The organism is Salipiger sp. H15, from assembly GCF_040409955.1.
GTDB lineage: Bacteria > Pseudomonadota > Alphaproteobacteria > Rhodobacterales > Rhodobacteraceae > Salipiger.
This window is the reverse complement of record NZ_CP123384.1, coordinates 2,787,190-2,800,703: the sequence shown is the minus strand read 5'-3', so window position 1 is coordinate 2,800,703 and position 13,514 is coordinate 2,787,190. Positions and strand designations below refer to the sequence as shown.

Below are 13,514 nucleotides of genomic sequence, written 5' to 3'. Positions count from 1 at the left end.
AAGGGCATGCCATGAACTCCACCATCCTCCGCTCGGACAACCGGATCACCGACCCCTCCCGCCAGCGCATCGAGCGCGACCCGATCCTTGGCCTCGAGGACTGGGTCTGGTGCCTCGACTTCACCAACCCGTTCTGCAACCCGACCGAGGCGCCGATCCCGGCAACCGGCACGAAGTTCGTCAGCCTCGCGCGCGATCCGGGCGATCCGACCCTGCAGGGCCGGGGCGGCACGCTGCGCAACGCCGGCGCGACGATCACGCAGGTGGCCGGCCGCGGCGGCCTCGTGTTCCCCGCGGGCACCCACAACGTGACGGACTTCGTCGAGTTCACCTACGGCTCGCAGGACTTCTACCTCGATAACGACGACTTCCTCGCTGTGGTCTGGGACAAGCAGACGCTCACCGGGTTCAACACCGCCAACTACGCGCCGATCCTCTGGGACAGCATCAGCAATGCCAACGCGGCCTCGCTCTGGATGGACCTCGGGCTCGGCGGCACCGTCCCGCGCGGGGCCGTGGGAACCGGCAGCGCCGGCCAGTCGGTCCTCGGGACCGAAGGCGTGGGGCAGGGCTCGCCGCGGCAGATCGCCTTCGCGCGCGAGGGCACGAAGCTCAGCCTCTTCGTCAACGGCGTGCTGATGGATGTGAACCCCAATGGCCCAGCCTCGCTGCAGGCCTCGGGGCCGGTCAGCACCAAGCTCGCCGGCAACCACGTGGCGACGATCTACAAGACTGCCGCCTGCAAGCTCGGTGGTGCCTATGACCGCCCGGTCGCCGAGATCGTCGCGCAGGACTGGCGCGCCTGCATGAACAAGTTCGTCTGAGGGGCCCGACATGACCACGCAGAAGGAGGTGGAGCATGGCGCTCGTTGATCTGATCGGCGGCGGCGCGGTGGCGCCGCCCGACCGGGGCTACCAGGCCTATGTCGAGATCGTCACCGGCGCCGGGGAGTCGCCGCTCTCCAAGGCCGATTGGCTCGCGATGTGGAACACCGGGAAATACTTCCCGAGGGACAATCCGGAGAGCCCGGCGTGGCTGGCCGGGGATTTCATCGCCATGTCCGAGACGCGCGCGCACAACGGCTCGCTCTGGCAGGCGCTGCAGCCGTCGCAGGGCATCGCACCCGGCTCCAACGCCGAGTACTGGGCGCTGCTGCTGCAGGGGCCGAGCACCGTCACCTTCCAGTCCGGAATTCACGACACTACCGCCGGGCGCGGACTTCTCGCTGGGGCATATGGCTGGGGACAGCCCGGCAATCAGCAGACCGCCAAGCTTCTGAGCGAGGCCCTGAGTTCGGGCGTGCATCAGTTCGCGTCGACCGATCCCGAGAACCCCATCAGCACGGGCGGCGCGGTACTGGTGATCCGGTACGGGGCGAGCTGGCTGACCCAGATCGTCTTCGGGGCGAACAGCACGGTCGCCTTCATCCGGCGCTCGCAGGACAACGGCGTGACCTGGTCGACATGGGTGCCACTGATCCCGACCTACGGCAGCAACGCGAACGGGTCCTACGTCCGCTTCGCCGACGGCACGCAACTCTGCTGGAACCGGATCGACAGCCAGGCGATCGCAATCTCGACCGCCACGGGCACCGTCTTCAACGACACGGCGCAGCCGGCGATCTCCTTCCCCGCCTCCTTCACGGTCGCGCCCTCGGTACAGGTGAACCTGCGCGGCAACAGCACCTGGGCCTCGGTCTCGGCTGTCACCGCCTCGAGCTTCACCCCGGTCTTCTTCGCCGCCACCTCCACCACCGGCACCCAGGTTCTCTACTGGATGGCCGTCGGCCGCTGGTTCTGAAAGGCATCACCATGAACATCTACTGGAACCCCATCGTGCCCGCGATGAACGACTTCCGCCGGATCACCTCGCTGCACAGGCAAGGCGACGTGCTGACGGTGAATGGCGAGGCGCTCGACTTCGCGCAGCTCGGCGCCGGCGCGGCGCTGCCGGCCGAGGCGATCGAGGGCGGGCTCTTCTTCGGCATGATCGAGCGCGACGAGGCCGGCGTGCTGAGCCTCACGCTCAACCTGCCGCACGCGGCGCGGCCGGACTTTTTCCCCGAGCCGGTGCTCGACGCCCCGGAGGGTGCGATCGACGTGCCGCCCTTCGCGCTGCCGCAAGACCAGGCGGAGGGCGCGCAATGACCATCGACTGGACACGGGCCATCACCGCCGAGGTGCGGCAGGCGGAGGCGGCCGCCCGGCGCCGGCGCGAGATCGACGCCGCCATCCAGGCGCGGCTCGACCAGACCGCGCAGGCGCGCGGCTACAGCTCGGCCGACAGCCTGATCTCCTGGGCGCTCAGCAACCAGGTCAGCTTCCAGGAAGAGGCCGCGCGTTTCGCGCTCTGGCGCGACGACGTCTGGCTGCGCGCGGTACAGATGCAGGACGCGGACGCGGAGGTGAGCGCGGCCGAGATCCTCGCGGCGCTGCCGGACATCGACTGGGCCCGGCCGCTGGCCTGACCCTGGCGGAAATCGAGACGACGTGACCCCGCTTCAGGCGGGCCTTTCTTTGGGGACTTCATGATGCCGCAGATCAAGTTCGACAGCACGGTGAGCACCGGCAATATCCTCTCCATCCTCGCGATGATGGTCACCGTGACGGCGGGCTACGTGACGCTCACGAACACGCAGGAGACCCAGGCGCTGTCGATCGCCCGGCTCGAGGAGGGCTGGCGGGGGATGGACGGGCGCCTCCGGGCGGCCGAGCTCACCCAGGCCGGACAGGCCTCTGACCTTCGCAGCATCCAGGCAACGCTCCAGAAGATCGACGGCAAGCTCGACCGGCTGTCTCAGCAGGGGAGGTGAACGCGGCCCGCCTTCGCTTTCCAGGAACAGGGAATGCCCTGGTTGGGGGTGAAGGAACCTGCTGGCAGAGTTCAGGCCGCGCTCCACGGGCAAACCCGCGGGACCGCGTCGGGTTCCTGCGAACAGGCGCGGTGAGCAGAGAGCCGCTTGTCGAGGGTGGGCGTGGCATGTGCCTCGTCAACTTGACGCGAAGCCGAGGCGGATTGGTTGCCACGCCCAAGCCAAAGGTGCGGCTCGGATGCCGGTTATCAAGCGATTACCTCAGGGCAGGGCGAGCGCGGCGGAGCATTGGGCGGTGAAGATCCGGGGCAGCTGAAGCTGCACACCCTCCCAGAAGTCACGCTCACCCGCCGCGATCACCGCCACATCCCACGACTTTTTTCGCTTTCTTCACGCCCGCCATGGCGCGGGCCCATTCGCATGGGAGAACCACATGCGCGCGACTTTCGACACCTGCCAGCCGTGGCTCCTGATCCACGAGGGAGGACTCGTGAACCACCCGAAAGACCCGGGCGGCGCCACCAACCAGGGCATCACCCAGCGGACCTATGACGCCTGGCGCAAGGTCATGGGTCTGCCCGCGCGCGACGTGCGCCTCCTCGAGGCCCGCGAACGCGACGCGATCTATCGCGAGCAATACTGGGACAAGGTCTGGGGCGACCGGCTCCCGGCCGGCGTCGACTACGCGCTCTACGATTTCGCGGTGAACTCCGGCCCGGCGCGCGCGGTGCGCTTCGTTCAGGAGCTCGTCGGCACTGAGGCGGATGGGGTCATGGGGATGCGCACCCTCGCGGCGATCCTCGAGCGCGACCCCGCGCAGCTCGTCGTGGCGCTCTGCTCCAGGCGCCTGCGCTGGATGCGCACCCTGAGGGCCTTCGCCACCTTTGGCACCGGCTGGACCCGCCGGGTCATGGGCGCGCACGAGGGCGTGCAGGAGAGTGACTACGGCGTGGTCGACCGGGGCGTGATGCTCGCGCGCAGCTCGGCCAGCATCCCCGCGCCCAAGGCTTTTGAGGACGGTGCCCACGCGAAGGCCTTCGGTGAGACCGACCTATTAGCCGCGCTCCTGCGCTTTCTCTCTTCCGTCTTCGGCAAGGCGGTTCCGGCATGACCCGGGCCGCCCACTACCGCGACCGCAACCGTTTCCTCGAGGATCGGCTCCCTGGCTCGTTCTGGATCAGCGGGCCGGAAGAGGATGGCGAGCAGAGATTCCTCTTCTTCTGCCCCTGCGGCTGCGGCGAGACCTCGGTGCTGAAGATCGGCAACGGCTTCAAGCCGAGGCACGGTCCGAGCTGGTGCTGGAACGGCTCGAGCGAGGCGCCCGAGCTCGCGCCCTCGGTCAACTGGCAAAGCCACTGGCACGGCTGGCTCCAGGCGGGAGTCTGGCGCCCGTGCTGATCCTTATCCCGATCACTGACCGGCGACTGGCGCTGGTGCGTTCCGCGGCCGCGCGCCGCTTCCCTCCGCGCCGAGAGCGCTACCCGAAAGGACATTCCCATGCTGAACCTCACCGGACAGATCGCGCTGCTGCTGCGCGTCTTCATCCTCCTGCCGCTGGCCGGCCTCGCGGCCACGCTGCCCTTCGCCGACTTCGACAAGGCGAGCGGAATCCTCAGCATTGACGTCAACGCCGCCTCGATCGCCGCGGCGGTGGTGATCTGGGGGCTGGTCTCCGGCAGCACCTTCGCCTGGTCGCGCTGGGTCAAGGCGCTTGGCGGGAAGACTTGACTGGGGCCACGCTGATCTCCGGCAAAGACAGGACCATGTCCTTTTACTTCCCAGACTGCCCGGCCTTCCGCCGGGCTTTTCCTTTCTGCGCTGCCTTTATCTCATCTCCCATATGGACGCGCAGACGAACGATGGTGGCGAGCCGGGACGACGTCTATAACGACTGGGAAATACTCAGGGATGAGCGTCCGGTCGGTCGCATCTACGCGGCCATGCTTCAGGGTTTCGAGCGCAGTTGGATGTGGCTCGCGCAGTCTGGAGCGCCGGAGCAGGGCCTCGCTGAGTGAATGGAGGCGGCGCTGTACGAAGTACGGCGGCGGGATGAGTGATCCGGAACTTCTGGACTAGGACCGTTCAAACGCTTGCAGTTCTGGGCTACTTTTCGTGGCTAGCGCAGTGAATCCTTCAGCCAGGCCTAACAGGCCGCTGAAAAACTCCTTCCTCGACGTCTGACGTGGTACATGATTCACCGTCGCCACTACGATGAGTCGGAGTGTGGGATGCGTGGATCAGATCAGGCGACGGGCTCGCTATTCAGCTGCGTCGATCTCGAGGAGCGCGTTCTGGCGCGACACCCGCTGCGCAAGATCATGGCCGCCATCCTGGCGCATCGCGAGGTGGCGCCGCTGCTCTTGGACGATCTTTTCGCGGTCGACGGAACCCTGGTGAAGGCCTGGGCGTCTATGAAGAGTTTCCAGCCGAAGGAAGAAGCGACGTCGGGCAGGGCGAGGGTCCCGGCGATCCACCAGATGGCAGCGGCGCCGCCCGCATCCTCCTCTGACCAGTCCAACGCCGAGCCCGACCCGATGACCCGCCCCACACGCCGTAACCGCAACGCCGAAGTCGACCTCCGTGGCGAACGACGGTCGAACGCGACCCATGCTTCGATAACCAATCCGGAGGCCCGCCTGTTCAAGAAGTCCCCCGGCGCCAGCGCCATGCTGTGCTTCATGGGTGAGATGCGTCCGCGAAAGCACCGCTTTCGCAGCACTGAACGGGCGAAGGCCGCCTGATGGAGAACCGCTCCGGCCTGATCGTGCAGTCCGACCTGACGCGGGCGGACGGCCACGCCGCGCGGCGTGCTGCCATCGACATGCTTCACCGCCACTCGCCGGGATCGACCCGGCGCCTAACCCTGGCAGCGGACCGCGGTTACGACAGCGCGGACTTCGTCGCCGAGCTGCGCCAAATGGTGGTCACGCCGCATGTCGCCCAGAAGTCCCGACACTCCGCCATCGACGGCAGAACCGCCCAGCACCCCGGCTACGCCCAATCGCAGCGGCGCCGGAAGAAGATCGAGGAACCTTTCGGCTGGGTCGAAACCGTGGGCGGCATGGCGCAGACCCTGTATCGCGGCATCGAACGTGTGCGGGCCCGCTTCACCTTGGCCATGGCGGCCCGCAACCTCGCGAGGCTGCCGAAACTGCTCGCCACCTGAGCCGGAAAGCGGCTACTCGGACTGCCTCCTCGCACACCTGGGTGCATCGAGCTCCAGCTCAAGGGACATCGTTGCTCCCAGCTGACTTTTTCAGTGGCCTACTAATTGGCTAGAAGCATATGCCCAGCATAACACTTGGACGGGACACGCGGCGCAAAGAGCTACCTGCAATACTGCAACATTGCGCCGGCAGAAATCAGTCAAAAGCCGTCGTTATGATTTTTTTCTCATGATACTCAGTTTGATACCTGAGTTCGAGCATCTGGAAAATTCTATGACACACAGGCCAAGAGCGCGACGCTAATCAACGCCGCAGAATTCGGACGGTGCCCGCCGTTCCATCTACCTCCACTTCGTCTCCGGTAATGAACTCGTGAATGATGCCCGTCACGCAGGGCTTTCCGAGTTCGCGGCAGAGGCTAGCTACATGTGACAATCTCCCGCCTTTCGCAGAAACAATAGCGCTGCTAGAGAGAATTCTCTCGAGATTGGCAGTGCTGGCTTCATACAGGAATAGAACGTCACCGGCACCGATTGGCGCGTCATCGTGGAATATTACGCCCCTTAATTTCCCGGGTGAGCCGGCCAAGCCTTGGAGCAGGCATTTCTCTTTGCTACTCACCGCCGACGCTGTCGGCTGCAAGATTTGCACTGGGCCATCCTTATTGTGACCCTTGGTGGTTCTAGAGATTTTCTTTAATTGAAGAATGCGCAGTCGGCCATTTGGATCAAATGCCCATTCCAACTCCAATCCGACAGCGGTGTGGGCTGATGAGATTTGGGCGCCCAGAACTGTCAGTCTTTCCCCAATAAATTCCAGAATTTCCCTATGTGTTGCTCTCGGCTCGCCGTAGACAACCAGTTCACCATCTCTTGTGTTATGGTAGAGGCGCACTCGACTAACAGGGAACCACGTCGTGGGAATTAGAGAGCTTCCTGGCGGAAGGTAGCGACCATCTTCTTTAAATAAACGCCAGTCAGCGAAGAAAATTTCCCTGCTTCCGATTTGTGGTAAGTTTACAGACCAGCGCTTTCCGACGAAATTCAATACGAATGGATTAACATTTCCGGCTGTGATGTTGCGACAGCTGCCAGGGAAAGCCTCAGCATAGAAGTCATTGCCTCCATCAATCCGTAATAATCCAGAAATAGCGGCGCACACTGTCTCCTGTATAATTACGCTGCAACGCGGGTCGCCACCCGTAATCTCTTGGTGATCGAGCCAAATTTCTAGTGCCGCTCGAGCGGCAATCACTGAATTTGTGATGCCATTAAACGATTTAAAGTGGCCGGTAGCAGATGACTTTTCACCGCCTTCGCGGAGCGATGCGGATCGAATGCTCACTGGGTAATTCTCAGAAGGCCTCAGCGGAGGTAAGGCGGAATCTATTCTCGCTGACAAGGTATTAATTGGATTGCTCCCGCCGGCAATATCGCACAAATCTTGCCACTTAATAACGGTGAAGGTTGGTACGTCCAGCCCTAGTTCCGCCATCCGCGCCAGGCCGGTCGCCTTAGGTGATTCCTCGAGTGTATTCAAGAAACGCGCTCGTCGTGTTGCCGAAAAGTAATTAGGAGAACTCTCTCGAGGCGGGTCTGCCAGTAGTGGCGCCATTCCTCTTGATATTGGAGGAGTTCCAGCAATGCTCCGGGTTTGTCGATCCAAACCAATGGGTCAAGTTCTGAAATTACAGGCTGCATCAACATCAAAACGTCATCAAGTACCCCATGCCGCGTAGAGCTTGTATCGATTGATGGGATTCCTCGATAGGTTGCGACCTCGGCTAAGCTAGTTCGATGCCTAGTTTCGCGGTCTAGAAATCCGAAGTGCTCAGTGAATAAATCTCTTGTCTCTCGGCTGCTATCGGGCGAGTCGAGGAGAAGTCCTCTGGCCTTCAAGTAGAGACTGAGGTGATTAAATTTCGGCAAGTTTAGCGGGCAGCCTTGATCTGCGGCGTCCGCCGCATCTTCAGCTATGAAAGGATTAGCGAGATTGACTTCGATCGCGCGCGAGAGAACGAAGATGGCTTGATTTATGTCTGTCTCGCTAATGACTTTTCCTTCTGAAAGCATTGCCTCAAATGTCAGAACGTGTTCTGGAAGCGGTGTTGCATCAGCTATAGCCTTCAATAACTTGGAAATGAGAGCGGCGTTGCGATATATTTTTCCTCGTCGCGCAGTTATCGCGATTTCAAGGGCTGCATGTGTAAAGTGCAGCACCAGATCATCTACCACTAGCGTGGGATCAGATTGATCCCACTCCTGTTTGAGAAAACTGCGTACGGCAAGCACATAGGCTCTTAATATATGATCGCTGCGCGACGCATAAATGAGTGGTACGTGCAGCACATTAATTTCTGGCAAGCGCAACGAGAGAGCTGGCAACCAAAGCTCTTTTCGCAAGGCGCGGACGAATTCTACGTCCCTTAGTTCGGCGGTCGGTGGCATTATTTAAGCTTAGGTCCGGGCTTCCACATTGCCACCTTCGTTGCTGCTTTGGCGGCGAGTTTCGCATATGCGTCCCGGAGCTTGGTCTCGAGCGCAAGCAGATCGCGCTCAAAGGTTTCACTACTGTCGTTGGCCCGCAATGAGTCAATTTCAAAGCGAACTGATTCGATCTCAGTTACAGTGGTGCCAAACGGAATCTCCAAAACCGGACGGCCGTTTGGCATTTTCATATCGATCGGCGTAACGTGATCACCCATGGTTTTCCCTGATGAATTCTCTATTGTGAAACTCAAGATTGGAGAGATTTGGAGATTTTTACGTAATTTTTTCGGAATTAACTGACTTGATAGTATCTTGGCGTCATGAACTGGAATTTCTCTCGCCGCACCCAGCGCTTTCCTCAATATAGGAACTTTCACGCCATTCTCGGTTGACAAAGGTTACGCGCCACGATGAAGGGCTCATTGCCTTTAGTCCGAGAGGGTGTTCGCTCCTTGCCCGGCGTTCTAACAAGTGCTGACCGTGATTGGTAATCGCCTTGCAATCCACGGGAGGTTGGACACAGCTGAATGTTTTGTATCCATTCGAGCCTGCGTCTCACGCTCGATTCTGGCAAGCTACTTTTTCAAGTAGTGTCGAGGTCGCGGTCGTCCGTATGTAAAGGCGACTCTGTTTGACAAATCGGGTGTTGGCCGAGGTTCCCCTTTCCCCGGAGGGACTTATCCCGCAGCTTCCGTGACGGGTATGCCGAGCGCGGTGTATCCGTTCAGGACGGCGATGCGGACCTGGAGTTCAACGACCTGACGGGCGAAGGCCCGCGCCATAAGGCGCTGCCCCAGAAACTTCACACAGTGCATCTTTGTCTCGATGCGGCTCCGGCGGTGGTATCCGTGACTTCTTTAGCAGCCTGCTAGGCTTCAAAGGCCGTCGAGTTTGCCCGCGATGCGCAAGACGACGTCGTCAATGATCGCATCCTTCTGTGCGTCAACGTCCCCGTCATACTGAAAATGGATAGACACGAGGTCCGTCGGGATGCCTGGGAAGATCGTTTTATCAAGGAACACGGGGATCACCTCTTTCGCAGGAACTCGCACTGTGAAACAGTCGCGCTCGAAGGTGGGCCAGACCTTTTCCTTGTGATGATTGTCTAGAATGGCGACGATCATACGCGATTTCTCTACAAAAATTTCATTGAACTGCTGTGACCATACGCCACCCAGATAGTTGTCCTCGTAGTTGCGGTCGTAAAACACCGAGATGTCGAGTTCTCGGAGTTGCTGGCCGATGAAGTCAGCAAGTGGGCGGTTCTCGCCGGCAAAGGAGATGGCAACGTCCCACTCAAAATCCCGCGGGTCATCGCGGAAGCCGCAACGCTGGCGCAGCCCTTCCCAGTTCAGGTTCTGGATGTAGTAGAAAAGCGCGGGGTCTTCGATCGCGAAGTTCTTGGTGTCGGCGTCATAGTAGAACAGTCGGGCGCAGGCCTCCTTCTGTTCAAGTAGAACGCGAAGCCTGTGGTCTTTGACGTTGTTAATGCTGCCCTTGATGTCCTGTCGAGCATTCGCGAGTTCGTTCAGATCGACGTTCGACCGCTCTTGCTCGGAGACGGCTCTAAGGAGCTTGTAGTACGGATCGTTCGTCGGGCGGAAGCGTCGGCCGCGGCAAAACTCTCGGACTGCCGGATCGTAGTTGTGATGCAGCGTATCTACGACCTGCTTCTTGATCTCGTCCGGATCCCATTCGATACCGAGCTTCTCAGGTTGAGTTTTGTCTACGCCGGAAGCAATGCAGATAGTGCGGCAGATCTGCTGGGTGAGCCAGTAGTCGCCCCGGCTATCTTCGATGATCGCTTCGGGCGCAGAGAATTCGATGTTCAGCAGTCCGCTGCCCAGCGTGATCATCTCGGTGATCACATCGGGCGTGCCAGGGGCGATGCGGTGAATGGCCATACGCTTCGCGATGTCCGGGACCATTTGGATTAAGTCAGAGCCGACATTGTTGATTCCGATAATGACCAATTTAGGCAGGCCGTCGCGGTTGTCCCGCTCGGCGATCACCTTTGCGAGGTCGGCTAGGCGCCCTTTCGTTGCTTTGTCGAGCCGATGGAAATCATCGACGACGAAAGTCTTGTCCCCGGAGCTTTCGTCGATGCTCTGGATGATCGGAAGGTGGGCGGGCTCGCGGGGAGTAAGAAGCGTGGGAGTGTTGTCGGGGAAAATCTCGGCGAGCGCCTTCTTGACGGTCGTGGTCTTGCCTGTGCCCGATTGCCCTTCGACGACGACAGGCTTGCCCTTGCGGCGCAGGTCAACAAGCAGCGCGGTGTAGTTCGGCGGCTTCACGAACGTGAACTGAGGAACGCCTTCGGTTACGAAAACATCTTCCAAATACTCCATTTGCGCTCTGAACCCTCCACCAAACACCTTTTGTGAAACGAGTAAATGACGAAAGCGTGTGGGTGGTTCAAGGTGCTTATAGGTTGTCTTCTAGCTTTTCCAAAGTTCGTGTTTTGTTATGGTTTTGTCTGGGACGTTCCGCGGTGCCTGTGGGAAGAGGTTATCACATACCTTCAGAGTGTTAGGTTGTATGTCCTCTCATTTACGCCGAAGTTCTCTACGGTTCACAGGGGCGTGGGACACCTTCTCCGTAACTCATTGATTTTCCTAGGCGCGCGTAACATCCTCAATGGGACCCATGAGCGTTGATTTTATTCTGAGATTTCGGGTTTCGGTCAGTCCGCGTGGATGTCGAACTCCTACCGCCAAACCTTCCCGATGTGGCTCACGGTTTTCAGTTTCGTTCATGCTTTGTTGCAGTGAGCGGGTCACAGATATGTCATTGTAAGAAATCACTTTTGGCCCAATTCAAAATCCCCCGCCGCGAGGCGTGCCGGTTCGAGTCCGGCCTTGGGTACCAATGACTTGCGGGGATTTCCTCAGGTCATTTTCGGCACGTTCCAGCAGCGTTGATACGAGGCGAAACCGCCCGAAACGATCTCTGCCGCGCGCGGCTCGGGGTGGTGAGGTCATGCCGCGTCGGGATCGGCCTGGGGCTACACTCAACATGACGACCCGAAACGTCACGCGCGCTGCCCAGAGGCATCGTACGGATGCGCCAAGGTGTTGACCTGTCGTCAAAACTCCCCGGCCTCGCCGTGTTGAGTCCGCGCCCGCGCCGCATTTCTTCCTTCTTTCGCACCCAGAAGGGCCGGGTATCGACTAGAAAGGTCCATGTAATGTTCGGTTTGATTTCGGGGCTCGGTTCGGGCAGCTATTCGGGTCTGTTCGGCGGGCTCGCGAGCGCGGGCGCCACGGGTTCGGGGCAGGGTGGCACGACCGCCGTTGAAGAGGAAACGGCACTCGAGGAGACCGGGGTCTCCGGCGCCGGGGACATCGCGCCGCTCGCTGCGGCGCCCGACTCCGGGTCCGAGCCCGAGGCCGGCGAGCCCGCGGCCCTCGCGCCCGCGAAGGTGCAGGATGCGGAGGCTGCCGGGGGTGGCACGTCCGCGGCGGGCGGCTCGATCACCATCACCGCGCCCGAGGCCGAGGCGGAGCCCGCCGCGGCGGACACGCTGGCCGAGGCCCGCGCCAAGGCGATCTCGACCCAGGAAAGCTTCGTCAAATCGCTGGTCATCGCGCAGATGGGGGCGGCGCCCGAGGAGGATGACCTCGCCCTGCGCCTGCGTCGCGGCGCCGAATCCTACGCGGCCACGCGTGCCGCGACGGAATCTGGAAGCGAAGGGTCGAAAGCCGACGTGGTGGCCTGATCCGCGGACATCCCCGGCTAGGCGGACCATGCCCGGCCCAGGCGGCGCGCGGAAGAAACCGCGCGCCGCCTTGTCATTTCGGGGCAGGGGTTTCGCGGGGCGAGGCAGATGCCGGATGCACAAAAGCAAAGAGCTCCCCGGAAGGGGAGCCTTGCTTTGTCACCGATGTTCGGAAGACTGTTCCGGCTTTCGCCGGGGTCGTCACTTTCCCAACGCTTTCAGGGCGTTGAAGGGAAAGTGGCGGAGAGACAGGGATTCGAACCCTGGGACCCCTTGCAGGGTCAACGGTTTTCGAGACCGCCCCGTTCGACCGCTCCGGCACCTCTCCGCGGGGGTCGTGGGGGGCCGTTTAACGACAAGCTCGGGGGGGTGCAACAGGGAAAATTCAACTTTCTTCATCCGGACGAAAATCTTTTCCGGCGAAGCTCCGCCACCGGCGGTTTTGGTCACCTTTCAATTGGCCGGGACGCGCCCTAGGCTTCAGGCCTGTCAGACCCGGAGTACCCCCTGCCCATGTTCTCGCGCCTTGCCGCCTGCGCCGCCGTCTTCCTTTGCGCCATGCCCGTTCACGCCGATCCCGTCGATGCGTTGCTGGACGCGATGAAGATCCACGATCTGGTCGAGATCATGCGCGAGGAGGGGCGCGGCTATGCCGCCGACCTCGCCAAGGACATGCTTCCGGCCGGCGAGAGCGCGAACTGGCGCCAGTCGATCGACCGGCTCTATGCGCCCGAGGCGATGGAGGAGGTGGTGCGGACCGGATTCGCGCAGAGCCTCGGCGACACCGACGTGACGCCCCTGCTGGCCTATTTCACCAGCGACGAGGGGCAGAAGGTGGTCGATCTCGAGCTCGGCGCGCGGCGCGAGATGATCGACGAGGCGGTCGAGGCCGAGGCGCGCGACGCGCTGCGCAGGCGCGAGGTCGGGCAGGATTCGCGACTCGACCGGCTCGACCGCTTCGTCGCGGCCAACGACCTGCTCGAGACCAACGTGGTCGGCGCGCTCAACTCCAGCTTCCAGTTCTACCTCGGGCTGGTGGATGGCGGCGGGCTCGAGATGACCGAGCCGGAAATCGTCGAGGAGGTCTGGATGCAGGAGGAGGCCACGCGCAGCGACACGCGTGAATGGCTCTATGCCTACCTGCTGAAGGCCTACGAGCCGCTTTCGGACGCGGAGCTCGACGCCTATACCGACATCTCGGCGACTCCCGAAGGCATGGCGCTGAACCGCGCGCTCTTTGCCGGGTTCAACCACATGTACGAGGAAATCTCCTACGGGCTGGGGCTCGCCGCGGCGCGCGAGATGATGGCGCAGGATCTCTGAGCGC

At 61.5% G+C, this 13,514-nt stretch carries 15 protein-coding genes, 1 tRNA gene and 2 pseudogenes; 12 read left to right on the top strand and 6 right to left on the bottom strand.

Annotated features, from left to right (window positions below):
* The first annotated feature begins 11 nt into the window (after positions 1 to 11).
* The 10 genes and pseudogenes from PVT71_RS13575 to PVT71_RS13530 all read left to right on the top strand — a co-directional run bounded on the left by PVT71_RS13575 (position 12) and on the right by PVT71_RS13530 (position 5,979).
* Positions 12 to 824 (top strand): hypothetical protein, encoded by an 813-nt coding sequence (locus tag PVT71_RS13575; protein WP_353472316.1) that lies wholly within the window; start codon positions 12 to 14, stop codon positions 822 to 824.
* Between the two features lie 35 nt (positions 825 to 859).
* Positions 860 to 1,801 (top strand): pyocin knob domain-containing protein, encoded by a 942-nt coding sequence (locus PVT71_RS13570; RefSeq protein ID WP_353472315.1) that lies wholly within the window; start codon positions 860 to 862, stop codon positions 1,799 to 1,801.
* An 11-nt stretch (positions 1,802 to 1,812) separates the two neighbouring features.
* Positions 1,813 to 2,148 carry a hypothetical protein gene (locus PVT71_RS13565; protein ID WP_353472314.1) on the top strand — a complete coding sequence of 112 codons (336 nt, stop codon included), beginning with the start codon at positions 1,813 to 1,815 and terminating at the stop codon, positions 2,146 to 2,148.
* Complete coding sequence (locus PVT71_RS13560) at positions 2,145 to 2,468, top strand: hypothetical protein (protein WP_353472313.1); 324 nt, start codon at positions 2,145 to 2,147, stop codon at positions 2,466 to 2,468. Before PVT71_RS13565 ends, PVT71_RS13560 begins: the two co-directional genes overlap by 4 nt.
* A 63-nt stretch (positions 2,469 to 2,531) precedes the next feature.
* Positions 2,532 to 2,813 carry a hypothetical protein gene (locus tag PVT71_RS13555; RefSeq protein WP_353472312.1) on the top strand — a complete coding sequence of 94 codons (282 nt, stop codon included), beginning with the start codon at positions 2,532 to 2,534 and terminating at the stop codon, positions 2,811 to 2,813.
* Positions 2,814 to 3,246: 433 nt separating this feature from the next.
* On the top strand, positions 3,247 to 3,924 hold the full coding sequence (locus tag PVT71_RS13550) for a glycoside hydrolase family 108 protein (RefSeq protein WP_353472311.1): 678 nt from the start codon (positions 3,247 to 3,249) through the stop codon (positions 3,922 to 3,924).
* Complete coding sequence (locus PVT71_RS13545; RefSeq protein WP_353472310.1) at positions 3,921 to 4,211, top strand: DUF6527 family protein; 291 nt, start codon at positions 3,921 to 3,923, stop codon at positions 4,209 to 4,211. The genes PVT71_RS13550 and PVT71_RS13545 overlap by 4 nt, the downstream gene beginning before the upstream one ends.
* A gap of 99 nt (positions 4,212 to 4,310) precedes the next feature.
* Positions 4,311 to 4,541, top strand: a complete 231-nt coding sequence (locus PVT71_RS13540; RefSeq protein ID WP_353472309.1) for a hypothetical protein — start codon at positions 4,311 to 4,313, stop codon at positions 4,539 to 4,541.
* Between the two features lie 35 nt (positions 4,542 to 4,576).
* Positions 4,577 to 4,828, top strand: a complete 252-nt coding sequence (locus PVT71_RS13535) for a hypothetical protein (protein WP_353472308.1) — start codon at positions 4,577 to 4,579, stop codon at positions 4,826 to 4,828.
* A 213-nt stretch (positions 4,829 to 5,041) separates the two neighbouring features.
* A pseudogene (locus tag PVT71_RS13530) lies at positions 5,042 to 5,979 on the top strand (transposase).
* A 304-nt stretch (positions 5,980 to 6,283) separates the two neighbouring features.
* On the opposite strand, the gene PVT71_RS13525 reads toward PVT71_RS13530, so the two are convergent.
* The 5 genes and pseudogenes from PVT71_RS13525 to PVT71_RS13505 all read right to left on the bottom strand — a co-directional run bounded on the left by PVT71_RS13525 (position 6,284) and on the right by PVT71_RS13505 (position 10,817).
* Positions 6,284 to 7,519, bottom strand: a complete 1,236-nt coding sequence (locus PVT71_RS13525; protein WP_353472307.1) for a PEP-utilizing enzyme — start codon at positions 7,517 to 7,519, stop codon at positions 6,284 to 6,286.
* The gene (locus PVT71_RS13520) at positions 7,516 to 8,427 is read right to left on the bottom strand and encodes a hypothetical protein (RefSeq protein ID WP_353472306.1); all 912 of its coding nucleotides are present in this window, start codon (positions 8,425 to 8,427) and stop codon (positions 7,516 to 7,518) included. The genes PVT71_RS13525 and PVT71_RS13520 overlap by 4 nt, the downstream gene beginning before the upstream one ends.
* Positions 8,427 to 8,846, bottom strand: coding sequence for a hypothetical protein (locus tag PVT71_RS13515; RefSeq protein WP_353472305.1), 420 nt, complete (start codon positions 8,844 to 8,846; stop codon positions 8,427 to 8,429). The genes PVT71_RS13520 and PVT71_RS13515 overlap by 1 nt, the downstream gene beginning before the upstream one ends.
* A 300-nt stretch (positions 8,847 to 9,146) precedes the next feature.
* Positions 9,147 to 9,317 (bottom strand): annotated as a pseudogene (locus PVT71_RS13510) (IS5/IS1182 family transposase); the annotation flags it as partial.
* A gap of 27 nt (positions 9,318 to 9,344) precedes the next feature.
* Positions 9,345 to 10,817, bottom strand: coding sequence for a TIR domain-containing protein (locus PVT71_RS13505; protein ID WP_353472304.1), 1,473 nt, complete (start codon positions 10,815 to 10,817; stop codon positions 9,345 to 9,347).
* A gap of 839 nt (positions 10,818 to 11,656) precedes the next feature.
* Between PVT71_RS13505 and PVT71_RS13500 the strand changes: the two genes are divergently transcribed.
* Positions 11,657 to 12,187: a hypothetical protein gene (locus PVT71_RS13500; protein WP_353472303.1), complete on the top strand. Its 531-nt coding sequence runs from the start codon at positions 11,657 to 11,659 to the stop codon at positions 12,185 to 12,187.
* Between the two features lie 238 nt (positions 12,188 to 12,425).
* Here PVT71_RS13500 and PVT71_RS13495 read toward each other — a convergent pair.
* Positions 12,426 to 12,515, bottom strand: a tRNA-Ser gene (locus tag PVT71_RS13495).
* 185 nt (positions 12,516 to 12,700) lie between these two features.
* Between PVT71_RS13495 and PVT71_RS13490 the strand changes: the two genes are divergently transcribed.
* Positions 12,701 to 13,510, top strand: coding sequence for a DUF2059 domain-containing protein (locus PVT71_RS13490; protein WP_353472302.1), 810 nt, complete (start codon positions 12,701 to 12,703; stop codon positions 13,508 to 13,510).
* Positions 13,511 to 13,514: the final 4 nt, after the last annotated feature.